This window comes from Agrobacterium rubi TR3 = NBRC 13261 (assembly GCF_000739935.1).
GTDB lineage: Bacteria > Pseudomonadota > Alphaproteobacteria > Rhizobiales > Rhizobiaceae > Agrobacterium > Agrobacterium rubi.
In genome coordinates, this window is record NZ_BBJU01000010.1 from 86,713 (window position 1) to 112,735 (window position 26,023).

Below are 26,023 nucleotides of genomic sequence, written 5' to 3' on the forward strand. Positions count from 1 at the left end.
GCGAAGCTTGCGCGAGCGTTTCCCCTATCCGTTTCCGTTATCTAAATTACGCGCCCCTGTTAGGACACGTAATTCGAGATGATGGCCGACACCTGATTGGGTGTCAGCGACCCCATGTGGGTGTTGAGGATGGTGTCGATCTGCGCACTGGAGAGACTGACCAGCGTGTCGGTGGACAGTCCGGTGACGCCAGTCGGGCTGAAGGCCGCGATGTCGGCGGTGGAGAATTTCGCGATATTTTCCTTGGAAATCGCCGCTACCTGAACCGAGGTCAGTGCGCCGACCTGGGCGGGTGTCAATGCCTCGCTCTGGGCGGTCGTCAAAGCCCCGATGACGCTGGTCGGCAGGCCGGAAATCGCACCGCTGGAGAAGGCGACGATGTCGTCCGTCGAAAACAGGGCGATATCTTCGGTTCCCAACGCGGCGGCCTGGATGGCGTTCAGTGCGTTGATCTGCGTTGTCGTCAGGGCATCGACCTGCGTCGTCGTCAGCGCAACGATCTGATTGTAGCCCAGTGCACCGACCTGGCTTGCGCTCAAGGCGCGTATCTCGCTGGTCGTCAAGGCCGCGATGATGGTGGTCGACAGGCCCCGGATGGAGCCGGACGCGATGGCGGCGATATCGGCCGTCGAAAAGGTCGACATGCCCTGTGTCGTCAAACCAGCAAGACCATCGGCACTGAGTGCTGCAATCTGTGCTGTCGAGAAGGATTCGACCTGGTCCTTGCTCAGTGCCGCGACCTGTTTGCTGGTCAGCCCGGCGATGCCTGCCGTTCCCAAAGCCGCCAACTCGCCCGTGGACATGGCCGCGATGAAGTCGGTCGGCAATCCGCCGATGGCTGTGGAGTTGATGGCCGCGATCTGTGCGGAACTCAGCGTTTGCAACTCCTCCGCCGTCAGCCCTGCCATGGCCTTTGAGGTGAGATTGTTGACCTGCGTCGTGGTCAGCACATGCAACTGCTCCAGACTGAGGGCTGCGACCTGATCGCTGGAAAGACCGGAAACGCCACCTGTGCTGATCGAAACGATCTGGCTGGTGGAGAGCGCTGCGATGTCGATCGTTTCCAATGCTGCGATCTGCTGAGAGCTGAAGGCTGCGATCTGACCCGTGGATAGAACGCTGATCTGATCGACCGTCAATGCTGCGACCTGAGCTGTCGAAAGACCCGAAACGCCAGCAGCGCTCAAAGAACGAACGACTTCGGTGGACAGCGAAGCCAGCGTCGCCGTGGAAAGCCCGCTGATGGCGGCTGCACTGATGGAGGCGATGTCGGCCGTCGAGAAGGTCAGGAGGTCGTCCGTACCCAGTGCCGCCAGCTGTTTCGATCCCAGCGCCGCCACCTGATCAGGCGTGAAGGCTTCGACCTGATCGGGGCTCAAGGCGGCGATCTGGCCGGTGGTGAGACCGGAAATGCCAGCCGTGCCGAGCGCTGCAATTCTTTCCGTGGGCATGGCGGCAAGCGCTGCTGTGGACATGCCTTGAATGACGTGCGCTGGCAGAACTGCCAGATCATCGGTCGACAGCACACCAATGTCATCTTCACCGAAGGCTGAAAGCTGCATGGAGGTGAGAGCGGCAACCTGCGCCGGCGTCAGCGCCTCGACCTGTTCGGTGGAAAAGGCCGTGATCTGCCCAGCCGACAGGCCTGCGATGGCGGCTGTGCTCATCGCCATGATCTGCGCAGACGACAAGACAGCCGCGCCCGTGCTTCCCAACGCAGCCACCTGCTTGGAGCCAAAGGCTGCGACCTGCGCCGTCGTCAAGGCTTCCAGTTGCGTGGATTTCAGGGCGGCAATCTGCGCGGTCGAGAGACCGGCAATGCTGGCCGTTCCGAGTACGGCGATGCGCTCGGTTGGAAGGCCGGCAAGTGTCGCTGTCGGTAGACCGGCAATGGCGCTCGATGTGAGGGCCGCAAGCTCTGCCGTCGAGAATGCACCAAAGTCGTCGGCGCCCAAGGCACCAACCTGTGCTGAGGTCAGCACAGCAACCTGCGCCGTGTTGAGGGCTTCGATCTGCCCTGTCGAAAGTGCCACGATCTGGTCCGTGGTGAGACCGGCGATACCAGCTGTGCTCAAGGCGGCGATCTGGCTGGTAGAGAGGGCGCTTGCGCCTAGAGTTCCAAGGGCCGCGATCTGCTTGGAGCCGAGTGCTGCAATCTGCGCTGTCGTCAATGCGCCGATCTGCGCGCTCGTCAGGGATCCGATTTGCCCGGTGGACAGGCCAGGAACACTGCCCGCTCCCAGCACGGCGATTTTATCGGCCGAAAGACCGGCGAGTGTCGCAGAGGACAGACCGAGAATGGCGCTGGAACTCAAGACCGCAAGTTCTGCAGTCGAGAACACGCCGATATCGGTAGCATCCAGCGCTGCGACTTGTGAAGACGTCAGCACCGCCACCTGCGCGGTGTTGAGGGCTTCGATCTGGGCGGTGGTGAGTGCATCGACCTGCGCTGCGGAAAGGCCGGGCACGCCGACTGTGCTGAGCGCGGCGATCTGGGCCGTAGAGAGAGCTCCCACGCCCGCTGTTCCCAAAGCTGCGACTTGCTTTGAACCGAGGGCGCCGATCTGCGACGTGGTCAGCGCGCCGATCTGCGTTGATTTTAAAGATGCGATCTGTGATGTGGAGAGGCCCGTGATACCTGACGTGGACAAAGCCGCGATGGTTTCGGCAGACAGCAATGGCAGCACGTCGGTGGACAGGCCTGCGACTGCGTTGCTGGACAGGGCCAGAATATCTCTGGTCGAAAACACCGCCAGATCGTCTGCGCCAAACGCGCCGACCTGTGCAGCCGTGAGAACTGAAACCTGACCCGTTGTCAGCGCTTCTGCCTGAAGCGTGGTCAAAGCGGCAATCTGCGTGGTCGAAAGACCGGTGATGCCGTCCGAACTCAAGGCAGGTATCTGATGCGTGGTCAGTGCCGCGACCTGATCGGAATTGAGCGACGCCACCTGTCTCGAAGACAAGGCTGACACCTGAGTGCTGGAAAGCAAGCCGACCTGGCTCGCGGTCAAAGCCGCGACCTGTTTGGTCGTCAATCCGGATATACCACCCGTGCTGATGGCGCCCAGTTGGAACGTCGTCAATGCTGCAACCGTGTCGGTCGACAATCCGGAAATCGCGGCAGAGCTGATGGACGCGATGGAAGCCGTCGACAACGACGCCAGATGATCGCTGCTCAACGCACCGATTTGCTGCGAGGTCAGTGCCGCGACCTGCTTTGTCGACAGGGCAACGATCTGCCCCGTGCTCAAGGCACCGATCTGGCCGGTCGTCAGGCTTGCGATGGCACCGCTGCTGAGAGAAGCTATCTGCGTTATCGTCAGGTCAGCAATCGTGGCCGCGGGCAAGGTTGCGATGATGGCGGGGTTGATGGCGCCGATATCCGCGTTGGAAAATTGCGCAATGCCGTCCTTTCCTAAAGCCCCGATCTGGGCCGACGACAGGGCACCGACCTGGATAACGGTCAAGGCTTCGGCTTGCAACGTGGTGAACTTGGCGAGCTGCGCGGCAGTCAGCCCGGAAATGCCACCGGTGCTCAAGGCCGCAATCTGGGCGGTGGTGAAACTTTTGACGTCGTCAGGCTTGAGGATGCCAATCTGGTCTGCGGTCAGCGACGACACCTGCTTGGTGGTCAATGCCGGGATCTGTTTAGTGTCAAGAACAGCAACCTGCCGGGTCGTCAAAGCCGGAACACTGGACGGGTTCAATGCAGCGATCTGCGCCGTCGACAGGAATGCCAGAACTGCCGTCGACAGACCGGAAATTGCGTCCGGCTTGATAGCCGCTATATCATCCGTCGAGAACTCGGCGATGGCATATTTGCCAAACGCATCGATCTGATCGCCGACCATTGCAGATATTTGCAATGTCGTCAGCGCTTCTGCCTGCGCAGGCTCCAACGCGGCAATCTGCTTGTTGGACAGGCCGGAAATACCTGCGGTGCCGATGGCCGCGATCTTGTCGGGCGATAGGACCGCAATCTTGTCGGTGCCCAATGCGGCGATCTGGGCGGCGCCCAATTCACGAACCTGAGCAGTAGAGAGGCTGCCGATCTGGAGGGTTGTCAGCACAGCTACCTGGGCATCGGTCAGATTTTTAATCGTGGCGGGACGCAGAGACGCAATTTTATCAGTGGACAAGGATTGGAGATTTGCCGCATCGAGGGCTGCAATCTGGGTCGAACTCAGCGCACCAATTTGCGCCACTGTCAGCGCGCCAAACTGGACTGTGTCGAGAATATCGATCTGGTCGGATGTCAGACTTGCCACCGCCGCCGTCGAAAATGCAACGATCTGCAATGTTGTCAGCGCCTTTATGGCACTCGTGCTGAAGCCGGAAATACCCCTTGCGGTCAGCGCTGCGATGTCGTCTGCGGAAAATGTCGCAATATCTTCAGGCCCGAATCCAGCGGTCTGGGTGGATTTCATCGCCGCGAGCTGACGTGTGGTAAAGGCATCGACCTGGAGGGTCGAGAGCGCCGCAATCTGATCCGATGTCAGTGAACCCACCGCACCCACGCTCAAAGCCGCGATCTTGTCTGCGGAGAGCGCCTCGATCATATCCTTCGACAATCCGCTGATACCGCTTGCATTCAAAGCTGCAATGGCTGCGGTGGACATCGCCTTGATGTCTTCGGGCTCAAGGCCTTTTATCTGGTTCGAGGTCAAAGCGGCAACTTGCGCCGATGACAAGGCCTGAATCTGTTTACTCGAAAGAGCCGTGATCTGCTCCGCGCTCAACGAAGCCAACGTCTTCGGCAACATTGCAGAGATTTGCAGCGTCGTCAGCGCCGCCAGAGACGCGGACGGAAGGGCCGAGATTTGCGTGGTGCTGAGGGCTCTGGTCTGGCTCGTCGTCAACGCCGCGACCTGTAAGGCCGTCAAGGCGACAATCTGGTCCTTCGTGAGTTTCGAGACCGCCCCTACACTTAATGCCGCAATATCTGCTGTCGTCAACGATGCAAGAACCGCTGTCGATAGGCCTGGAATGGCCGTGGCGCTCAAAGCGGAGATGGAGATTTGTGCGAGATCAAACGCATTCAAAACACCTAATTGCGCAGATGTCAGCGCCCCGACCTGGACATTTGAAAGCAGCTTGAATTTGTCAGACGAGAAAGCATCGATCTGATCTGTGGTCAGTGCGGCAATGGTCGCAGTGCTCAATGCCGCAACCTGCACGGATGTCAGCGCGGCGACGACGGCGGTGCTCAGTCCCTGGATGGCTTTGGTACCGATCGCCGCGATATCCGCTGTCGAAAACGTGGCGATCTGATCGGTCTCAAGCGCGCCGAGTTGCGATGAACTCAAAGCTTTGACCTGGGTCGGAGACAGGGCCTCGACCTGCTCCGTTGTCATCGCCGCGATCTGTGCCGTCGACAAGGCGGCAATCGCTGCGGTGCTTAAAGCGCCGACACCGGCATTGGCAAGTGACGCCACGGTTTCTGGAGGCAGCAATTTGATTTGTGCCGGTTTGAGCGCGCTCAGTTGGGTTACCGTCAACCCGCCCAATTGAAGGCTTGTGAGCGCACCAAACTGTTCAGTGGACAAGGCACCGATAGCGGCTGAACTGAAGGCTGCAACTTGCGTTTTCGTCAGGCCCTTCAATGCGTCAGCGCTCAAGCCCGCAATGCTTTTGGTCGAGAGGGCGGCAATATCGTCTGTCGAAAATGTCTCGATTTCATCGGCGCTGAGGGCCGCGATCTGGGACGAGCTCAGGACTTTGACCTGTGCCGCCGTCAAAGCCTCGACCTGATCGGCCGAAAGCGCGGCGACCTGCGTTGTGGTCAGCTTGGCAATCGCGCCCGTTGACAGCGCAGCGATCTGATCGGCCGTCAACTCGGCGATGACGGACACCTCAAGGCCTGGAACGGCCTTGCTGGACAAGGCTGCGAGTGCTGCAGGTGCAAACTTATCAATATCATCTTTAGACAGAACTGCCGCCTGGATGGACGTCAGCGCGGCCAATTGGGTCGAGGTCAAAGCCCCCGGCTGGCTTGATGTCAGCGCTTTTATCTGCTCGGTTGTCAACTTGGCGAATGCGCTGGCGCTGATCGCCGACACTTGCTCGGCGCTCAAAGCAGCGACGATGTCCGTCTTCAAGCCCAAGGCAGCCGCACTTGTGATGGCTGCTATATCGGCAGTCGAGAAGGTGGCAATTTTGCTGTCGTCAAGCGCTGCAATCTGCGTCGAGCTCAAAGCCTTAACCTGAGCTGGCGTAAACGCCTCCACCTGCGCGGGAGAAAGGGTCCCGATTTGCGCCGCTGTCAGGCCAGTAATCGTTTTCGTCGCAAGCGCCTCGATCTGGGTCGGTGTCAGAGCTCCGATATCAACGGTCGCAATCGCTGCGACTTGAGACGATGTGAGCGCCCCGATTTGGCGGATGTTCAAGCTAGCAAGCTGCGTCGAGGACAGCTCCGCGACCTGACTGCTCGAAAGGCTTGCAATCGCAGCCGTGCTAAACGTGCCGACAGCCGCGGGCGTAAAGCGGGCAATATCTCCAGACTCGAGTGCGGAAATCTGGTAGGCTTTCAGGGCAGACGTCTGCTCGGATGTCAGCTCGCCGAATTGAATGGAAATGAGGCTCTTGAGCTGCTCACTCGTCAGCTTCCCAATTGCCTGGCTGTTGATGGCGGAAAGCTGCGCGTCGGTAAGCGAGCTGAATGTTTCGGTCGTCATGCCGGGCATGGCGTTGGCCGTAATGGCCGCGATCTGCGCGGGGCTTAACATCGACACAACCTGGAGGCTCAACCCCGGAATGGCTTTGCTCGATATCGCGGCCATATCCGCAGTGGAGAATTCCACAAAATCTTCAGGGTCGATCGCTGCCAGTTGGGCGGAGCTGAGTGCAGCGATCTGCGAGGGGGTGAGTGCTTCGATCCTGACGGCGTCCATGTCGGTCAGCTGTTGCATGGTCAACGCCGCGACTTGCCTCTGGCTGAAGCTTTCGACGGAGGCTTTGTTGAGAACCGCAAGCTGATCCAGTGTCAGCCCCACCATGCCGCTCGTCGAGATGGCACTGAGCTGTATCCGCGACATCGTCTGGAGATCTTCCGTCTCGATCGCGGATATCTGGATGGATGAGAACGCGCTGATCTGCCGGGACGACATGGCCGAGACCTGCTCGGTCGTGAGCGAGGCGACATCTTCCGTGGACCAGCTGGCAACCGTGGCCGTCGATAGCTTCGAAATCTGGCTGGGCGTGAAAGAAGGAATGATCGACGTCATGTGCAGGCCTTGATCGCGAGTTCAAATATCGAAGACAGATCGGAAGCCACAACGCTTCCTGCCGAATGCCTGAACAGCACAAAAAATACCCTGCCCAGCCCCAGTCGCGCGGAACGCCACCCAAGCCAACGGCCAAGGCAGAATCCAGCTGTGACAATCCTAGGTTTGATTGCTTGCGCGAGGCTGTCAGGTTTTTCGATCAGAAAACCGCAGCTTGCGCGCGGTCCGCTTAAAGCGGCGGATTGAGGAAGGCGGGCATGGTTTCACCCGTCTGCTCGTTCGACAGGAACAGGCCAGCGGTATCCAGTGCCTCGCGGATGGTTACATCCATATCCAGATAACGGTAGGTTCCGAGACGTCCGACGAAGGTCACAGCCTTCTCCTGCGCCGCAAGAGCTGCATATTGCGCTAACTGCTCTTTTTCCTCAACCAGGCGAATGGGGTAATAAGGCACATCGTCAGGTCCGCATTCACGGGAGAACTCGCGGTAACACACCGATCCCTCATGCTTTTCCCACGGCGAGAAATGCTTGTGTTCGGTGATGCGCGTATAGGGAACCGAGACCTCCCCATAGTTCATGACCGCACAACCCTGGTAATCGCCATCATAGGTGAAGCGTTCGAAATCGAGTGTGCGATACCCAAGCCGTCCATTGGCGTAATCGAAATAGCCATCGAGCGAACCGGAATAGAAGGTGTGATCGTAACCGCCCGTCTCGCTGCGCTCGAAATTGCTGTTGAGATGAACCGTGATGCCAGGGTGATCCAAGATACGCTCAACCATCGGCGTGTAGCCCGTTTCCGGCATGCCCTGATACTTGTGGAAGAAATAGTCGTCGTCGTAGTTGAAGCGGACGGGCAGACGTTTGAGGATCGACGCGGGCAAAGCGGTCGGCGAGCAACCCCATTGTTTTTGCGTATAGCCTTGGAAAAACGCCTCATAGAGATCACGCCCGACGAAGCGCAGCGCCTGCTCTTCGAAGGTCTGCGGGTCTTCGATGGTCTTGTCGGCCTGCTGATCGATAAAAGCTTTGGCTTCATCAGGCCGGAAGGTCTTGTCGAAGAACTGATTGATGGTGTGCAGATTGACAGGAAGCGAAAAAACCTCGCCTCGGCTGGTCGTTTTCACCCGGTTCTTGTAGGGCATGAAGGTCTGGAAGCGATTGACGTAATCCCACACCTGCGCGTCGTCGGTGTGGAAAATATGCGGGCCGTAGACATGTACCATCACGCCCGTTTCGCTGTCGCGTTCGGTGTGGCAGTTGCCGGCGATATGGTCGCGCCGGTCGAAAATGTCGATCTGATGGCCCGCTTGGGCAAGCTCACGACCGATGACTGCACCGGACAGCCCGGCACCGACAATAGCAATCTTTTTCGACTGGGACACGCTTGACCTGCCTTATGGAGTGGATCGACCGCGTGCATGGAGACGACACGGTGCTGTGATTGAATGATAGAAAAGACGCTTATACGCTAAAGTTATTTTAGCGAAGCTCTATACGCGTTCGCTCGTGTCGCTGGTCCATAACCTGGTGTCATGGGGAATGGCGGCAAACGCATTCCAGTCTCTCAGCTTTTCAAGATACCGGTTGCGGTAGGTCTGCTCATCGACGAATTCGAGGTTTTCCAGAACCAGCTCCGTGCCAATCTCATAGTACACATCGAGGTTGCGCAAATCGGGAACCGGCGCTTCACCACGCTCGGCTTCACCTTGCATCTGCCAGAACAGCTCTTCCAGACGGCGGGCCAGTCCGGGGATGTCGCGCAGCGCACTGGTCTCTCGGTTGGCTTGCAGCTTGTCTCTGACCTGCTTCAAGCTCGCCGGGTTCTTGGCATAGCCAATCGCCTTGGCGACATAATCCTCCGGCCCGGTGCAGATGAGTTCGGACACGCCGGTTGCCGCCACGACGCTGCTGCAGAACCGTGCCGCAAAGCTCTTGCCGGGGAAGGTCAGTACGGGAAGCCCAACGGTCAATGCATCGCCTGCCGTCGAATGGGCACCATAGGGGAATGTGTCGAGGAACAGGTCTGCCACCGCGATACGCGCCAGATGTTGAGCATTGCCGGCCTTGGGAGCAAAAATGATCCGTTCCGGCGCAATGCCAGCAGCTTGCGCCAAATCTTTCAGCCGCTGGTCGGCCTTCTCGTTACCGCTCAGCAACCACAAAATGCTGTCGGGTGTGGCGGTCAGAATTTTAACCCACTGGTCGAACGTACCGGAGGTGATTTTCTGCATGCCGTTGAAGCAGGCAAACACGAAGGCCTTTTCCGGCAGACCGACGCTCTCGCGGGTCGGCTTTTCGGCAATGGTGCGCTTGCGATCGATCGGCTGATTGCAGGCGATGCGCAGCACTTTTTCGGAATAATAGATTTCGCTTTCCACAGGCACGATTTGCGCGTCGGCAATCATATACTGGTGGAACGGGCTACCCATCGAGCCGGGATAGCCGCAGAAATTGACGATGACCGGTGCCGGACGATAGGCAAAAATCTTCGTGCGCGCATGTTTGGTATAGCCGTTGACGTCGATCAGAATGTCGATCTCGTCGCTGGCGATCTGCCGTGCGGCGGCCTCATCGGTCAGGGCGCCAATGTCATGCCAGCCATCGACGGCGGCCTTCATGCGCGTTTGCGTTTCGTCATTGGCAACCGGATCACCACAGTAATAGGCATGGATTTCAACGCTTGCCTTGTCGTGGAATTCCAACACTTCGCGCAGCGCAAAGCCGACAGCGTGGTCGCGAAGGTCGGACGAAACGTAACCGACGCGCAGGCGCTCGCCCGTACCGGTTTTCTGTTTGACCGTGCCACGCGGGAAATCCCTGATGTCGAGGCGACCGACGAAACCCTTGTTGTAGACATAGGCGCGGGCCAGCTGGAACATCGGGTCGTCGGAATAGCAGCCCAATGTCAGTGGCGACATGGCATCCACCATCTGGCGCATGGTGATGTGGCTCGACGGCACCAGGATCGGCCATTTGCACTGGCGTTGACGAATGGCGCTCCAGTGCTGGCCGGTTTCGGGCTTGTCCGGGCGAAGCTCCATCGCCTGCCACAACACCGTCTCCGCTTCTTCGAGCAAACCGGCATTCTCCATGACGCGGCCGATGTGTTGCAACGCCATGAACCGGTAGGAGACGCGGTCGGCCGTGCTTTCGTCCGTGGCTTCCACAAAGCTCTTCCATTGCTGGATGGCTTGCGGCGCCGCGCCGGCATCCTCATAGGCGCGACCTAGATTGATGTGGGCAGGACCGAACAGGGGATCGACTTTGAGCGCCGCACGCATGGCGTTGATCGAGCCGGGGAGATCGTTGAGTTGGCGCAGGGTCACGGAATAGTTGAAGTAGACCATCTGCAGTCCCGGATGGGAATCGTTGAAGGCGAGCCAGGTCTTGTAGAGCTCGACCGCTTCTGCCCGTCTGCCTTCTGCGCTGAATGTTTCGGCGAATTTAAAAAGGTCCATCAGAGACAGACGTTGGGTCTTTGCAAGTTCGAGCACATTCGGGAAAAGCGAACTGGAGAAATTGCCGTTTGTCACACTATTCATCAATCTGAACCCCGAAGATGGCCTGCCGTTCGGCAAATGTACCATGTCTGTAGAAATCGGAGTGCAGATTAATACTTTGAAGCTTGTGCGGCGCTTTACTTGCACAAAAACAGTGCTTCATCGCCCAATAATGAATAAAAAATCGCTATTTTTATGATCTGTGAACGGCGAGTTTCAGAAAATTGCCCCGCCGCCAGTGGCTAATAGCCCGCCTTAAAACAGATCGCAGTCGCCGGAGGCCTTATCGAGAGGTTGCGAATGGCCATGACGCAGGCCTGCACCGAGCGCCTTTTGCATTTCTGCAAGCTTGACGAGGCTGAGCGCGGTGGAAACATCAACGACCCAGTCAATCGGGATCGAGCCGGTGATCGTATCGATGAACTCAGCAAGGCCACGGGTCTTTTGAACGGCAAGGTCGATACCTTGCAAAAGCCGCATGCCATCTGTCGTCACCGCGCCATCGGTTGCCTCGAGCAATTGCGGTTCTATTCTTTCGATGAGGTATGCCACATCGTGAAGCTCGGACACGACCCGCATCAATACGTCGGGAAGTGCTTCTTCGAATGTGGACAATTCCGCTTGCTCGGCGATCTGCATAAATGACTCCGTGACCAGAGCGCCGGATCGATATGGCCAAGCTGGCTTCGATCCGATGCTGAAACAAGATGAAGAAACGACTGGGCAAACCCGCTTTTGCCGCCGTCTTAGAAAAACTCGATATCGTTGGCGACTGGCTTTGGAGCCGGAGCCGGACGCTTTTCGAGAGCAACCGTCGACTGCGTTTCGGCACCGCTGAGCGGATGCTGACGCGCACGACCGGAGACCGGCCAAAACTCCACCTTGCGGCCCGAATCCCCTCCCGTCGACTGCCCGAGAAGACGAATGCCTTCATCCTTTAGAAACTGCACCGCGAATGCGGCGTTCTGTTCGCCGACATTCGAGAAGCTGGCAATGGTTTTCGCCCCACCGAAAATCTTTGCCTCGAGCCGATCACGGCGCGCGCCCTGCTTGAGCAGGCCGTTGATCAGCAATTCCATGAGATGCACCCCGTAACGGGTTGCATCTCCGCCCCCGGTGCCCCCCGTTCCCGGCAGCAGGAAATGGTTCATGCCGCCGACGCCCGCAACAGGGTCTCTAAGACACGCAGCCACGCACGAACCGAGAATGGTCGTCAAAACCACATCGGGATCATTGGCGATTTTATATTCGCCTTGGATAATATGTACGCGCTTGGCTGCGGTTTCGATCATTTCAACGATCCAAATACGGCTTCAATTGCCGCCTTCATTTTGTCGATGGAAAATGGCTTTGCCAGAACGTTGTTGGCGCCAAGCTGAGCTGCCTTCTGAACCAGCGCGCGGTCACCCTGCGCGGTCAGAATGATGAAGGCGGCCTTCTTGGTCGTCGGGTTCGTGCGAACCGCCTGCAAGAAGCCCAGACCATCCATCTTCGGCATGTTGAAGTCGGAAATGACGAGATGATGGGGCTGCTGCTCCATGATCTTCATTCCCTGTTCGCCATCGCCAGCAGAGGTGATCTGCTTGAAGCCGAGCTGGGTCAGTGCATCACTGAGCAACAGGCGACTGGTAACCTGATCGTCAACGATCAGAACTTTGATTTTTTCTGCGAGAGACATTAGTCGGAACCTTCTTTTCGGGCGGCAGTAAGTTTCAGAATTTCTTCGCCGATGGCGTTCAGCGGAAGTTGTGTTTCGACAGCGCCGAGTTCGTGGGCGACCCTCGGCATGCCGTAAACGACGCAGGTCTTTTCGTTCTGGCCAACGGTGCGGGCACCGGCATGGCGCATTTTCAAAAGACCAGCGGCCCCGTCGCGCCCCATCCCTGTCAGGATGACGCCAACGGCGTTGCGTCCAGCAAGTTCAGCCACGGAATCGAACAGAACATCCACCGACGGACGATGGCCATTAACAGGTTCTTTTTCCAAAAGCCTGCAACTTGGTGCGGAATGATTAACGACCTGCAAATGACGCTCTCCGCCCGGCGCAAGATATATTTTACCGGTCTGCAAACGCGCCCCGTCCGTTGCCTCTTCCACCACCGGCGCACACAAACGATTGAGACGTTCCGCAAAGCTTTTCGTAAACGTCGAGGGCATGTGCTGGGTGATAACGGTCGGAGGGCAATTGGCCGGAAATTTTTGCAAGACCGCGATCAACGCTTCCACTCCGCCGGTCGATGAACCGATCGCCACGATCTTTCGGCCGACGCGGTAGTCGCTGACGGCCATCGGCTGTGGCGTGGGTGGCCTTTCAGAGCCGACGTTGCGATAGGACTGGTGCTGGGAACGTGCCGCAGCCTTGACCTTTTCGGCCAGATCGCCAAACGGCCTGCTATCGCCCGGTGCAGGTTTTTCAACGCAGTCGAACGCGCCGATTTCCAGAGCTGCCAGCGAAGCGCCAGCGCCGCGATGCGTCAGCGTGGAGACCATGATGACCGGCATGGGCCGAAGCCGCATGATCTTTTCCAGAAATTCGAGGCCGTTCATCTCCGGCATCTCGATATCCAGTGTCACCACATCCGGATTGAGTTCCTTGATCGCAGCGCGCGCTTCCATGGCGTTGCCCGCCTGACCAACCACGTGAACATCGGGGTCAGCCTTCAGGACAGCCGAAATCAGGCCGCGCATCGTCGGGGAGTCGTCGACGACAAGAACTCTTGCGGGTGCAGTCATGCTTTTCTCCCGCCTGGTTTGCCGATGAAGCGATAGGTCGTGATGCCGGTGTTGTCGAAAAGCGCTTTGGGATCACCCGAGACACGCTCGGAGTGGCCGATATAGAGATGTCCGCCTTCCGGCAGAAGGCCTGCGAAACGCGCCCAGATCTTCACCTGGGTCGGCTCATCAAAATAGATCACCACGTTGCGGCAGAAAATCACATCGAAACCGCCCTTGAAGGGCCATTGCGTCATGAGGTTCAGTTCGTTGAAGGTGATCAGGCGTTTAACCTTATCGCTGATCTGATGCTTGCGGCGACCGCCGACATCGACGGTGTCGAACCATTGCTTGCGCATGGCAGGCGTGACGGTTTCAAGCGCGTTTTCGTCATAGACCCCGGCTCTGGCCTGCGCCAGAATCTTCGGGTCGATATCGGTTGCCAGAATGCGGAAGTCGTATTCGGCGGCGTTGGGGAACATGCCCAGAACCGTCAAGGCGATCGAGTAAGGCTCCTGCCCGTCGGAGCAGGCGGCAGACCAGATACGGACACGGCCACCGGCTTTTGCCCGGTTGATCAAGCCCGGCAGAACCTCATCGCGCAGATGCTCGAAATGGTGGTTTTCGCGGAAGAAGCGCGTAAAGTTGGTCGTCAGATGCGACAGCATCTCGCGACGGGCATGCGCACCTTCCTGGGACGAGACCAGAGTGCAATATTCCCGGAAGCCGGAAATACCCAGATTGCGGATGTGTTTGGACAGTCGCGAATAAACGAGCGACGCCTTTGTGTCGTTCAGATAGATGCCGGCATCGGCATAGATCATCGCGGCGATTTCGGACAGGTCGCGGCGTGTCAGCGGATATTCTCCGCTGGCAAGCACTTCGTCCGGGGATAGGCGTGTATCGTTAAACTTGAGCGCTGTCATTCATCACTACTTTCAACCGGCTACCGCAAGAGACATCTCTTGTTTGAGCGACTGGCCACGAGACGCGCCGACAACGGCATCCACATCCAGAATGAGAGCCACGCGGCCATCGCCAAGGATGGTTGCGGCAGCAATGCCCGGAACGTGGGTGTAGTTGGCTTCCAGCGATTTGATCACGACCTGACGCTGACCCTGGATGGCATCCACCATCAGAGCGCGCTGTCCGCCGCCTTCCGATTCCACCAGAAGCGCTACGCCGTCGACCGGGTTTGCCTGGGTGTTGCGGAAGTTGAGAATGCGACCGACATCCACCAGCGGGCAGAAGGAGTTGCGGATGGAAATCAGACGCTGATTGGAACCGAAGGAATGAATGTTCACGGCTTCCGGCTGCAATGTTTCGACAATCGCCGTTAAAGGCACGACCAGCGTCTGGCCAGCAACCGTCACCACCATGCCGTCGAGAACGGCAAGCGTCAGCGGCAGGCTCATGGTGAAGGTGGAGCCGAGGCCTGGACGCGAGGTGATGCTGATACGACCGCCGAGTGCCTGGATCGAACGCTTGACTACGTCCATACCGACGCCACGACCCGAAATGTCGGAAATCTTGTCGGCGGTGGAGAAGCCCGGTGCGAAGATCAGGTTGTCGATTTCCTCATCCGTCAGGTTGGCATCGGCAGCGATCAGATCGTTGTCGATGGCCTTCTGACGAACGCGCTCGCGGTTGATACCCGCGCCGTCGTCGGCCAGTTCAATCAGAATGCGGCCCGAACGGTGCTTCGCCGTCAGCTTGACGGTGCCCTCAGGGTTCTTGCCTGCTGCTTCGCGCTTTTCGGGTGTTTCGATGCCGTGGTCGACGGCATTACGGATCATGTGCGTCAGCGGCTCGGCCAGCTTGTCGATGACCGTCTTGTCCACTTCGGTGTTTTCACCCTCGGTGATCAGACGGATCTGCTTGCCGATCATGTCGGCGACTTCGCGAACGATACGCGACATGCGCTGGAAGACCGGCTTCACCGGCTGCGCACGGATGGCCATGACGCTATCCTGAATTTCACGCGTCAGCTGCTGGAGTTCTTCCAGACCCATGTTCACGGCAGACGTGCCGGTCGTATCGTTCTCGATGACGCTCTGCGACAGCATCGCCTGGTTGATGACGAGCTCGCCCACGAGGTTGATGAGGCGGTCGACGCGGTCGAGATCGACACGGATCGTCTGACCGGCGCTTGCATTGGCAGCGGCAGCTGCTGCTGCGGCCGGTGCTTCCTTTTTCTCCGCGGCAGCGGAGACGGCACGCGTGACTTCGGTTGCGGCAACAGCGGTCGAGACCGTCTTTGCAGCGATGTTTTCTTCCGGTTCAGCCGCCAGAATGGCTGGCTCGTCGGCGGTTTCGTCCAGAACCGACAGATCGAACGGCACCGGTATCATCGGCAGTTCTTCTTCTGCCGGTGTTTCTGCAACGATTTCCGAAATCTCCAGATCGCAATCCCATTCGGCGAATTCGAAGACCGTGCGGATGCCCGAGGCGCCCTTGTCCGTCTTGATCGAAATCTTCCAATGGAAGTAAGCAGCTTCGGGCTCGATATTCTCCAGCGCCGGCAAGTTGCTCATGTCGCAGTTGATGCTCATCTCGCCGATGCGGGAGAGATCGCGCAGCAACAGAGCCGATTCATTGCCCTTGGTGTAGAGCGATGTCTGCGGCTTGAAAACGACGTTGAACGACGGCGTTTCCATCATCGGGACAGTATCGTCCTCGAATTCACCAAAGGAGAAGGCGACGGGCTGGAAGCCGCTATCGTCTGTCGGGGCCGGTGCTGCGGCAACCGGTGCAGGCGCGGCCACTTTCGGTGCTGCCGGTTCCGAAGCTGCGCCGGGCGAGACCTTTTCGCCGTTGGCCAGCGCTTCGAGTTCCTTGACCAGACCGCGTGTACGACCTTCCTCGACACTGCCGCCGTCACGGGCGGCATTGGTCAGATCGGCCAGAACGTCAGCCGATTTGAGCATGACCTTCAGGACGTCCTGATCGGGTTCGAGCTTGTTCGAGCGTACGCAGTCCAGTGTCGTTTCGAAGACGTGGGCAAACGCCACGAGATCGTCGAGGCCGAATGCGCCCGCTCCACCCTTGATGGAATGAACGGCACGAAACACAGCATTTACGGTTTCCGGATCGCGGTCGCCGTCATTCAATTTCAGAAGACCTGATTCCAGTTCCGCGAGCTGTTCCTCGCACTCCTGAAAGAAGATTTCTTTGATTTCGTTCATATCCATCGTGAGTAGTCCCGTATCAAGCAGTTACGCGTTCAATGGCATCGATCAGCTTCACAGGGTCGAATGGCTTGACGATCCATCCGGTGGCACCTGCCTGGCGGGCACGATTTTTCTTCTCGGCATCGCTTTCGGTGGTCAGCACGAGGATGGGGATCGCACGGTACTTCTCGTTGCGACGAACGCCCTCGATAAAGCCGAAGCCATCGAGGCGCGGCATGTTGATATCCGTGACGATCACGTCTGGCTCGCAGCCCTCGAGGACTTCAAGTCCTTCGATGCCGTCTTCCGCCTGGATCGTTTCGAAACCGGCATTGTTCAACGTCACGAGCAGCATGTTGCGGATCGTTCTGGAATCGTCGACGGTCAGAACCTTCTTCTTCATTTCGATATCTCCTTCGGGAGCATATGATCGATGTCCATCCCGATCAGTTTAAGGGTTTTATCAAAGGCATCGGATGCCTTGGAAAAAGTGAATGGCTTGCCGTCGGCTTCCCAAGCCCTGATGCCTGCCATCAAGACCTGGGCGCACTGCACGCCCACGCGCTCTACCTGGGAGGCATCCACCGCAAGCGGGGCACCCCTCATTTCCATCAGTTTTCCGTGCAAGACGGATGCCTGATTGAGGTCCAGCACGGGTGACAATTTCAATGTCGACTGCGCTGCTTTCCTGCCTGCCATCAAATCACTCCTTGGCGTCTGAATTGTTGATGCACGTAGCCATAGTCCACGCGCTCTTCACGCGCGGTTGCCACGTTATCCTGTTGGTGTCGGGTTACTGGCTGTGCCGTCGCCTGCATCTGGCGGGCAATGCGGAATTCACGCACCGTGCGGCCCAGTTCCAAAATAACCGTGTGCAGATCGTCGGCCTCGTCAGCCGCAGATGTCAGGCGAACAGCGGACCGTTCGGTGTCGGAACCGATGGAGCCCAGCTCAATCGCAACGGTCTGCAAGCTGGCAACGTTTTCGTCCGTGCGACGGGCGACGTCACCGATCATGTCGCTGACGCCGGAGACCTGACGAACCACGCCGCCAATGGCCTCCTGGGTCCGGTTGACCATGCGAACGCCTTCATCCACCTGCGTCTTCGTGCCGTTGACAAGGTTCTTGATTTCCCGCGCAGCATCCGCTGAACGCTGTGCCAGCGCGCGAACTTCCTGCGCAACGACCGCAAAGCCGCGACCGCTTTCGCCCGCACGTGCAGCCTCGATACCGGCATTCAGCGCCAACAGGTTGGTCTGGAAGGCGATCTCGTCGATGGAGCCGATGATGCGGCCGATCTGTTCGGCCGATTGTTCGATGCCAGCCATCGCACTGATCGCTTCACCGACAGCGGTTCCGCTTTCGGTTGCGGCATTGCGCGCCTGGGAGACGGCACTTTCGGCAGCTGCGATCCGCTCGCTGCTGGTGCGAACTTCGCCGATGACCGAGCCCAACGTGTCGGATGCGTTGGTAAATCTCTGCGCCTGCTGCGACGAGGCAGACGCCATGGTCCGGCCTTCGCTCGCCAGCCGTTCTGTTGCCGTTTGGGCGTTATGAATGCCAGCCTGCGCAGCGGCCATCGACGCTTCGATCTTTTCCAGCGCGCCATTGAAGGCATCTGCCAGATCGCGGTAAGCGTCGGGAATATCACCGGTGATGCGTGCTGTCAGATCGCCCGCTGCAAAAGCATTCAACGCATCGCCCAACAGGCGCTTGGTGTCCGCCTGATCGTCCTGACGCTGCTTGGCCAAATCCTGGGTATGGCGAAGGCGCAACTCGTTGAAGCGAAGAGATACGGCAATTTCGGTATCGACCATCACCAACCGCACGACAGCCTTGACAGCCTCGGCCAGTTCGCGCTGGCGCTTGCGGGTGCCCGGCAGAAGCGAGCGCGGTGTATGATCGGAAATCAAACCGCCGAGAAGATTTTCCAGAACGACCGCATGACCGGCCACGTGCCAGCGCGGGTCGAGCCCCATGCGGCTTTCGGTGTCGGATAGAACCTTGATGCGCTCGGCATAGACCGCATCGAACCGGGCGTCGGTCAAGACGCTCCAATGCGCGGTCTGGAGATCGTGAAGTCTGTCGAGCTGGTTTTCACTCTCGAAAGACGGGGAGCAGTCGGGCATGGACTGGAAGCGCACCATCAGGTCGCGCAGGCCCGCCTTGACGTGGGGCTCCAGCATGGTGCGGTAACGGCGCAGCAGATCGCACTGGTCTTGATCAAGACCAGCAAAACGCAGCCGACCTGCCAGGCTTCCGCCTGTGGCCTTTCGCGTATGATCTGTTGGCAAGTCCTGCCCCAAGCGACGTCCCCGATAGTTACGCCGGTTGAAACCGGCCCATGACCGATTGAGAATGTCAGTATCCGCGAGGATATTTCACGAGTCCGCGCACCACACATGGTGGCATGCCGACGCTGCTGAGCCTTCTGCAATCAAAGAGAATACCGGATCGACCCGGTACGGCAGGGCGGCGTCATGCCTGGAAGGAGGTTGGTAAAACTCCATTCCGCCGTGAAATACGTCCAATCTTTATGGTTAATTCCTTGCTCGAAGGTTAAGAACCCCAACTTAAACCAACAAATGCTAAAATTTGTTGTGCAATGGAGCTCCGATGAGAACTATCGCACTGCAAACGGCATTTAAAATGCTGATTATTGGAAAAGATTTCTTAATTTTAGCGGGCGGCGCTGGACAACGGCAATACCGTTCCCCTAAAACAAAGCGAGACGATATCCGCTTCCATGGTGATGTTTTAAAGAAACGCTGACGACGACTGAGGAGACACGATTTTGCCATGGATGGGGAAAAGCCACTGGACCCCTCGTCATTCCAAAAGGCTGATCGATGTCTTTGCGGCAGGTATTCTCATTTTCATGGGAATTCAGGCCAGTGCCGGCGCCACGCCGATCCTGAAGCCACACAGACTTGAGTGCGCCCAGCGGTCTCAAAACAGCACATCATCCACAACAGACACAGCGACAATGCGCCGGGATGGCGGTGCGCTGTGGATGCCATGGGAGCAGTCACGCAATCACGATTTTGTTCATTCATTTTTATCGTTCGCGGCTCTGGTATCTGACTATACGAAGGCCCAAATCGGGACAGAAGACATGCAATCCAACACGCATGGTTTTCGTCTCACTGGAACGGTCTCGCCTCGCGGCCCGCCTCGCATACGTTCATAGCCGTCGCGGCCGATTGTTTTCGTCTCTTTGGCGGAACTGGCGAAGCTGACGGGAAAAGGAACCGCCACATCGTAACGCCAGAAAAAATTGCCATTCTATATGAGTCTTAATGTTCTCCTTCCCATTCTGATTGCCCTCCCCTTCATCGGCAGTATCATCACTGCGATGATGCCGAGAGACGGTGCGGCCCGTGCCCCTGTGGCAGTTGCCGCGGGCATTTCACTGTTCAGTCTCGTAACGACCATTCTGCTCTATAGCAGTGTCAAAGGCGGGACCGTTCTCAAATACGATGTGGAGTGGCTTCCGCAACTGGGCCTGAACTTCACGCTCCGGCTTGATGGATTTGCCTGGATGTTCGCCGTCTTGATCACCGGCATCGGCCTTTTGGTGGTTCTTTACGCGCGCTACTATATGTCTGCGGAAGATCCCATTCCGCGCTTCTTCGCGTTTTTCCTGTCCTTCATGGGCTCAATGCTCGGCATCGTCTTGTCCGGCAATGTGATCTTGCTGTCGATCTTCTGGGAAATGACCAGCATCTTCTCGTTTCTGCTGATCGGATACTGGCATCACAATGCCACGGCACGCGACGGCGCTCGCATGGCGCTCACCGTCACCGGCATCGGTGGCTTCTGCCTTCTGGCCGGTTTACTGATCCTCGGCCACATGGCTGGAAGCTATGATCTGGATGCCATCATCGCCAAGGGTGCCGATATCCGCGCCCACTCGCTTTATGTTCCGGCGCTGGTCCTCATTCTCATCGGTGCGCTGACGAAAAGTGCGCAGTTCCCGTTCCACTTCTGGCTTCCCAACGCGATGGCCGCGCCGACACCGGTTTCCGCCTATCTGCATTCGGCAACCATGGTGAAAGCAGGTGTGTTTTTGCTGGTGCGGTTGTGGCCAGTGTTGGCGGGAACGCAGGAGTGGTTCTGGCTGGTGGGATTTGCCGGCATCTCGACATTGCTGCTCGGCGCTTACTTCGCCATGTTCCAGCAGGATCTGAAGGGGCTGCTTGCCTATTCCACCATCAGCCATCTGGGTCTCATCACCACACTGCTCAGCCTTGGGAGCCCGCTTGCAGCCGTTGCTGCCATCTTCCACATGATGAACCACGCCACCTTCAAGGCATCGCTGTTCATGGCAGCCGGCATCATCGACCATGAGACCGGCACCCGGGATATGCGGCGCTTGAGCGGGCTCTACCGGTTCTTACCCGCGACAGCCACGCTTGCCATGGCGGCGAGTGCTGCCATGGCCGGGGTTCCGCTCTTCAACGGCTTCCTGTCCAAGGAAATGTTCTTTGCAGAATCGGTGGAAACCCATGCGGATTCCCTGCTGGACAAGATGCTGCCCTATGTCGCGACGCTATCTGGCGCTTTTGCCGTGGCCTATTCGCTGCGTTTCATCCACACGGTCTTCTTCGGCCCGCCACCACACGATATTCCAAACCCAAAGCCGCATGAACCACCGCGCTGGATGCGCTTTCCCATCGAATTCCTGGTTCTGGCCTGCCTGATCGTCGGCGTGGTGCCCAGCCTGTCTATCGGTCCGTTCCTGCATTCGGCGGTGCTGTCAGTGCTGGGGCCGCAGACCCCGGTCTACAGCCTGTCGATCTGGCACGGTTTCAATCTTCCGCTCATGATGAGCCTCGTCGCACTGGTTGGTGGTGTTGCGATCTACGCGTTGCTGGGCGGATATTTCGCCCGCTGCGAAGACGGCCCTCCATTTTTCCGTCATCTGCGCGGACAGCGAATCTTCGAGCGCGTCATGGTCACGGTCTCATGGAAATGGGCGCGCTGGGCGGAAAGCACGCTGGGGACACGCCGGTTGCAGCCGCAGTTGCGCATGTTGATCCTGGTTGCCCTGATTGCCGGTTTCTCGCCGCTCGCGTCGTCCAATTTTTCGCTGACGCTACCGAGTGTGACGACGTTCGATCCGATTTTCGCAATCCTGTGGGCCATCGGCATGATCGCGGCCATGGGTGCTGCGTGGCAGGCCAAGTATCACCGGTTGGCCGCCCTCGTCATGCTGGGCGTCTCCGGCCTCGTTACCTGCCTCACCTTCGTGTGGCTATCGGCACCCGATCTGGCCATCACCCAGTTGCTGGTCGAAATCGTTACGCTGGTTCTCATCCTGCTTGGCCTGCGCTGGTTGCCCAAGCGTATGGTCAAGGTCGACAACAACAACGAACTGCCATCGCAGCTTCGTCGCGGGCGCGATTTTCTTCTCGCCGTCTTCTGCGGTATCGGCATGAGCGTCATTGCCTTTGCCGTGATGACGTTGCCGGTGCCCAACACCATCGCCAACTTTTTCCTCGAAAAAGCCTATAGCGAGGGTGGCGGCACCAATGTCGTCAACGTCATCCTGGTCGATTTCCGCGGCTTTGATACGATGGGTGAAATTGCGGTTCTCGCCATCGTCGGTCTTACTGTCTTCTCTCTCCTGCGTCGTTTCCGCCCTGCGCAAGAAAGCATCGGCCTGCCAGAGCAGCAGCTTATCCAGAACGCTTTCGACGCGGATAGCCCGGAACGCAGCAAGGGCGACACGGTTCGTGACTATCTGCTGGTGCCATCCGTCATCATGCAATGGATGTTCCCGGTTATCGTGACCTTTTCGATCTATCTGTTCATGCGCGGCCACGACCTCCCCGGCGGCGGCTTCTCTGCCGGCATCACCATGGCGGTTGCATTCCTGCTGCAATATCTGGCAGGCGGCACGCGCTGGGCGGAAGATCGCATCCGCATTCTGCCATTGCGCTGGATGGGCTTTGGTCTGTTGATGTCGGCCGCGACGGGCATGGGGTCTTGGTTCTTAGGCTACCCGTTCCTCACGTCGTACTTCCAATACACTGAGATCCCCTATATCGGCAAAATGCCGACAGCCACGGCACTGCTCTTCGACCTTGGCGTTTTCGCCCTCGTCGTCGGCGCAACCGTTCTTATTCTGATAGCATTGGCGCACCAATCGCTGCGTAATTATAAGATACGTGTGCCGGACGTCTCAAAAGCGGAGGAGGCGTAATGGAACTCATTCTTGCCCTGGGTATCGGTGTCATGACGGGATCGGGTGTCTGGCTCATCCTGCGTCCGCGCACCTATCAGGTCATCATCGGCCTTTCGCTGCTGTCCTATGCCGTCAATCTTTTCATCTTTGGTGTCGGCGGCATCAAGACCAATGCACCGCCGCTGCTGCTGGATGGCGTCATCACCTCCACGCTGACCGATCCCGTGCCGCAGGCGCTGGTGCTGACGGCCATCGTGATCGGATTTGCAACGACGGCACTCTTCCTCGTCGTGCTGCTGGCTGCGCGCGGCCTGACCGGCACTGACCATGTCGACGGGAGGGAAACGAAGTGAATTTCTTCCCCGCCCACATCGTCGTCGCGCCCATTCTGGTGCCGCTGATAACGGGTGCCATTCTGCTGTTCATCGACGAGCGCAAGCGTGCCACCAAGGCCGCTGTCAGCGTGATCTCGACCTTCATTCTGCTGGCCGTCGCCATTGCGCTGTTCATCGAAGTCAATTCGACGATCAACACGGAAGTCGCCGCTGTCATCTCGACCGGCGTTTATCTTCTCGGAAACTGGCCCGCCCCCTTCGGTATCGTTCTGGTCGCAGACCGGCTTTCCGGCCTGATGGTTTTGCTGGCAGCACTGCTAGCCATTCCCTCGCTCATCTATTCACTGGCGAAATGGCATAAGGCCGGTGCGCATTTCCATTCTCTGTTTCATCTGATGCTAATGGGTGTGAACGGCGCGTTTCTGACGGGCGATCTGTTCAACCTTTTTGTTTTCTTCGAAGTGATGCTGGCCGCTTCTTACGGTCTGCTTTTGCACGGTTCCGGGCCTCTGCGCGTCAAGGCTGGGCTGCACTACATCGCCATCAACCTTGTTGCCGCGTTGTTCTTCCTGATCGGCGTCAGCCTCATCTACGGCGTCACCGGTACCCTCAACATGGGTGATCTGGCCCAGCGTATCGCAGGTCTGAACCCGGACCAGCGGATGCTCTTGGAAACGGGCGCCGCAGTGCTCGGCGTGGCGTTCCTCGTCAAGGCTGGCATGTGGCCGTTGAACTTTTGGCTGCCGTCCGCCTACACCGCCGCATCGGCACCCGTCGCTGCCATTTTCGCGATCATGAGCAAGGTCGGCATTTACGTCATTGCGCGCCTGTCTTTCCTTCTGTTCGGTGAGACGGCTGGCGCGTCGGCGGGTTTCGGTCACGATGCACTTCTGGTCGGTGGTATCGCCACCATCGTGTTCGGCACCATCGGCGTACTGGCTTCGCAGGCCCTCGGGCGCCTTGCTGGCTTTTCGGTGCTGGTATCATCGGGAACGCTTCTTGCCGCGATGGGCACGGGCAATCCACTGGTTGCTGCCGGTGCGCTTTATTATCTCATCAGCTCGACCTTGACGATCAGCGCCTTCTTCATGCTGATCGAGCTTGTGGAACGTGGACAGGACGCCGGTGCCAACGTTCTGGCCGTGACGATGGAAGCTTACGGCGAGGGCGAGGAGGACGAGGAGGAAGACGAGGTCGGCGTCACCATGCCCGGCACCATGGCGGTGCTCGGTGTCTGCTTTGCCGCCTGCGGTATTCTTCTGGCCGGTTTGCCGCCGCTATCCGGCTTCATCGCCAAGTTCTCTATGCTCTCCGCCATCCTCAACCCATCAGGGCTAGGTGCCAACGATACGGTTTCGACCCTGTCCTGGTGGCTCGTCTTCCTCATCGTCTTTTCCGGTCTTGCCGCGCTGATTTCCATGACGCGTGCAGGTATCCGCACCTTCTGGGGATCGCTCGAAGGCACGGTGCCGCGTGTTCTCGTCATCGAAATCGCGCCGGTTCTGCTGCTTTTGGCCATGACGCTGGCGATGACCATCGCGGCCGGTCCTGTCATGCGCTACCTGCAGGAAACGGCGCGCATCGGCAGTCTTCCCGAAAGCTACATTCAAGGTGTCATGTCTGCGCCACGCGCAGACAGTGGTCGGGAGGCCGCGCCATGATTGGCCGTATCCTGCCCTATCCGCTGCTGACGCTCTCGCTCATCTTCTTCTGGATGACGATCAACAGCTTTTCGCCCGGTCACCTCCTGCTTGGAACTGCCGTCGCAATGGTGGCATCCTGGGCCATGGCGTCATTGCGTCCGCCAAAGCCACGCATCCGCAACTGGCATCTGGTGGTCAAGCTGGCGGCGATCGTCTTGTCCGATATCATCCGCTCCAACATCGCCGTTGCATCGATCATTCTGTTTCGGCGCGAGCGGAAAATTCGTTCGGGCTTTCTCACGCTTCCTCTGGAACTGCGCGATCCGATGGGGCTTTCCGTGCTGGCGGTGGTGCTAACCGCGACGCCCGGCAGTGCGTGGCTGGAATATAATTCATCTCAAGGCACGCTGCTCATCCACGTGCTGGACGAGATGAACGAGGCTTATTGGCACGGCCTTATCAAAGGCCGATATGAAAAAATGCTGATGGAGATATTCGAATGAGTTCGGTTATCCTTTTCTGGTCGTTTTCGATCGCCCAGTTGTTTCTCGCAAGTGCCATGGCAATATCTGTCTATCGCATCGCGATTGGCCCACGCGCGCAGGACCGGGTGCTCGGCGTCGACACGCTCTATGTGAATGCCATGCTTCTGGTGCTGTTGTTCGGGCTTCGCACCGGCAACGACGTCTATTTCACCGCCGCCCTGCTGATCGCCATTCTCGGCTTTGTCTCGACGGTGGCCCTATCGAAATTCATGATGCGTGGAGAGGTCATCGAATGAGCAGCGCTGCCGAATTCCCGCTCTGGGCGGCAATCCTTGTCGCCATCTTCGTTCTCCTGGGTTCATCGCTGACACTCATCGGAACGATCGGCTTTGCCAAGTTTCAGAGTTTTTATGAGCGTCTGCACGCCCCTACCCTTGGAACCAGCTGGGGAACGGGTGGCATCGTTATCGCTTCGGTCATCTACTTTTCAGTCTCCGGCGAGCGACCCGTTTTCCAGGAAATCTTCATCGGCATTTTCATGACCGTTACCACCCCGGTCTCGCTGATGCTGTTGGGCCGTGCTGCGCTCTACCGCGACCGTGCCGAACAGGATCCGAACAGCCGTCAGAGCCTGTGACCCTAGTCGAGAGACGTTCCCGCGACCTTGCGTTGCGCTAACAAGTCATGACGAAGCAAAAAAATGACGGGCTGTAACAGGCATCTTTGGCTGCTTTTACGACAAATCGCCTAATATTGCAGG

19 protein-coding genes are annotated in these 26,023 nt (G+C 58.3%); 7 read left to right on the forward strand and 12 right to left on the reverse strand.

The window, feature by feature from the left end; genetic code table 11:
• Positions 1-59 precede the first annotated feature (59 nt).
• From RRU01S_RS08425 to RRU01S_RS08480, 12 genes are all read right to left on the reverse strand, one after another.
• Entirely contained in the window at positions 60-7,223 is a 7,164-nt protein-coding gene (locus RRU01S_RS08425) for a beta strand repeat-containing protein (RefSeq protein ID WP_045229825.1), read from the reverse strand.
• Positions 7,224-7,452: 229 nt separating this feature from the next.
• A complete protein-coding gene (glf, locus tag RRU01S_RS08430; RefSeq protein ID WP_045229826.1) occupies positions 7,453-8,610 on the reverse strand; it encodes a UDP-galactopyranose mutase in 1,158 nt (385 codons plus the stop codon).
• A 108-nt stretch (positions 8,611-8,718) separates the two neighbouring features.
• Positions 8,719-10,770, reverse strand: coding sequence for an O-linked N-acetylglucosamine transferase, SPINDLY family protein (locus tag RRU01S_RS08435; RefSeq protein ID WP_045229827.1), 2,052 nt, complete (start codon positions 10,768-10,770; stop codon positions 8,719-8,721).
• 213 nt (positions 10,771-10,983) lie between these two features.
• Positions 10,984-11,367, reverse strand: coding sequence for a chemotaxis protein CheT (cheT, locus tag RRU01S_RS08440; protein ID WP_045229828.1), 384 nt, complete (start codon positions 11,365-11,367; stop codon positions 10,984-10,986).
• Between the two features lie 107 nt (positions 11,368-11,474).
• Positions 11,475-12,020 carry a chemoreceptor glutamine deamidase CheD gene (gene cheD, locus RRU01S_RS08445; protein WP_045229829.1) on the reverse strand — a complete coding sequence of 182 codons (546 nt, stop codon included), beginning with the start codon at positions 12,018-12,020 and terminating at the stop codon, positions 11,475-11,477.
• Entirely contained in the window at positions 12,017-12,406 is a 390-nt protein-coding gene (cheY2, locus tag RRU01S_RS08450; RefSeq protein WP_042618009.1) for a chemotaxis response regulator CheY2, read from the reverse strand. The genes cheD and cheY2 overlap by 4 nt, the downstream gene beginning before the upstream one ends.
• Complete coding sequence (gene cheB, locus RRU01S_RS08455) at positions 12,406-13,461, reverse strand: protein-glutamate O-methylesterase CheB (protein ID WP_045229830.1); 1,056 nt, start codon at positions 13,459-13,461, stop codon at positions 12,406-12,408. Before cheB ends, cheY2 begins: the two co-directional genes overlap by 1 nt.
• A complete protein-coding gene (gene cheR, locus RRU01S_RS08460; RefSeq protein ID WP_045229831.1) occupies positions 13,458-14,366 on the reverse strand; it encodes a protein-glutamate O-methyltransferase CheR in 909 nt (302 codons plus the stop codon). Before cheR ends, cheB begins: the two co-directional genes overlap by 4 nt.
• A gap of 12 nt (positions 14,367-14,378) precedes the next feature.
• Entirely contained in the window at positions 14,379-16,631 is a 2,253-nt protein-coding gene (locus RRU01S_RS08465; RefSeq protein WP_045229832.1) for a chemotaxis protein CheA, read from the reverse strand.
• Between the two features lie 16 nt (positions 16,632-16,647).
• Complete coding sequence (cheY1, locus tag RRU01S_RS08470; RefSeq protein ID WP_045229833.1) at positions 16,648-17,013, reverse strand: chemotaxis response regulator CheY1; 366 nt, start codon at positions 17,011-17,013, stop codon at positions 16,648-16,650.
• Positions 17,010-17,309: an STAS domain-containing protein gene (locus tag RRU01S_RS08475; protein ID WP_045229834.1), complete on the reverse strand. Its 300-nt coding sequence runs from the start codon at positions 17,307-17,309 to the stop codon at positions 17,010-17,012. The genes cheY1 and RRU01S_RS08475 overlap by 4 nt, the downstream gene beginning before the upstream one ends.
• Positions 17,309-18,904 carry a methyl-accepting chemotaxis protein gene (locus tag RRU01S_RS08480; protein WP_234936119.1) on the reverse strand — a complete coding sequence of 532 codons (1,596 nt, stop codon included), beginning with the start codon at positions 18,902-18,904 and terminating at the stop codon, positions 17,309-17,311. The genes RRU01S_RS08475 and RRU01S_RS08480 overlap by 1 nt, the downstream gene beginning before the upstream one ends.
• A 322-nt stretch (positions 18,905-19,226) precedes the next feature.
• On the opposite strand from RRU01S_RS08480, the gene RRU01S_RS26180 reads away from it, so the two are divergent.
• The 7 genes from RRU01S_RS26180 (at position 19,227) to mnhG (ending at position 25,900) form a co-directional block, all read left to right on the forward strand.
• A complete protein-coding gene (locus RRU01S_RS26180) occupies positions 19,227-19,382 on the forward strand; it encodes a hypothetical protein (protein WP_158006447.1) in 156 nt (51 codons plus the stop codon).
• Positions 19,383-19,899: 517 nt separating this feature from the next.
• Entirely contained in the window at positions 19,900-22,818 is a 2,919-nt protein-coding gene (locus tag RRU01S_RS08490) for a monovalent cation/H+ antiporter subunit A (RefSeq protein ID WP_045229837.1), read from the forward strand.
• Positions 22,818-23,153: a Na+/H+ antiporter subunit C gene (locus tag RRU01S_RS08495; protein WP_045229838.1), complete on the forward strand. Its 336-nt coding sequence runs from the start codon at positions 22,818-22,820 to the stop codon at positions 23,151-23,153. The genes RRU01S_RS08490 and RRU01S_RS08495 overlap by 1 nt, the downstream gene beginning before the upstream one ends.
• The gene (locus RRU01S_RS08500) at positions 23,150-24,796 is read left to right on the forward strand and encodes a monovalent cation/H+ antiporter subunit D (protein ID WP_045229839.1); all 1,647 of its coding nucleotides are present in this window, start codon (positions 23,150-23,152) and stop codon (positions 24,794-24,796) included. Before RRU01S_RS08495 ends, RRU01S_RS08500 begins: the two co-directional genes overlap by 4 nt.
• The gene (locus RRU01S_RS08505) at positions 24,793-25,281 is read left to right on the forward strand and encodes a Na+/H+ antiporter subunit E (RefSeq protein ID WP_045229840.1); all 489 of its coding nucleotides are present in this window, start codon (positions 24,793-24,795) and stop codon (positions 25,279-25,281) included. The genes RRU01S_RS08500 and RRU01S_RS08505 overlap by 4 nt, the downstream gene beginning before the upstream one ends.
• Positions 25,278-25,559 (forward strand): K+/H+ antiporter subunit F, encoded by a 282-nt coding sequence (locus RRU01S_RS08510; protein ID WP_045229841.1) that lies wholly within the window; start codon positions 25,278-25,280, stop codon positions 25,557-25,559. The genes RRU01S_RS08505 and RRU01S_RS08510 overlap by 4 nt, the downstream gene beginning before the upstream one ends.
• Positions 25,556-25,900 carry a monovalent cation/H(+) antiporter subunit G gene (gene mnhG / locus RRU01S_RS08515; RefSeq protein ID WP_045229842.1) on the forward strand — a complete coding sequence of 115 codons (345 nt, stop codon included), beginning with the start codon at positions 25,556-25,558 and terminating at the stop codon, positions 25,898-25,900. Before RRU01S_RS08510 ends, mnhG begins: the two co-directional genes overlap by 4 nt.
• The last annotated feature ends 123 nt before the right edge of the window (positions 25,901-26,023 follow it).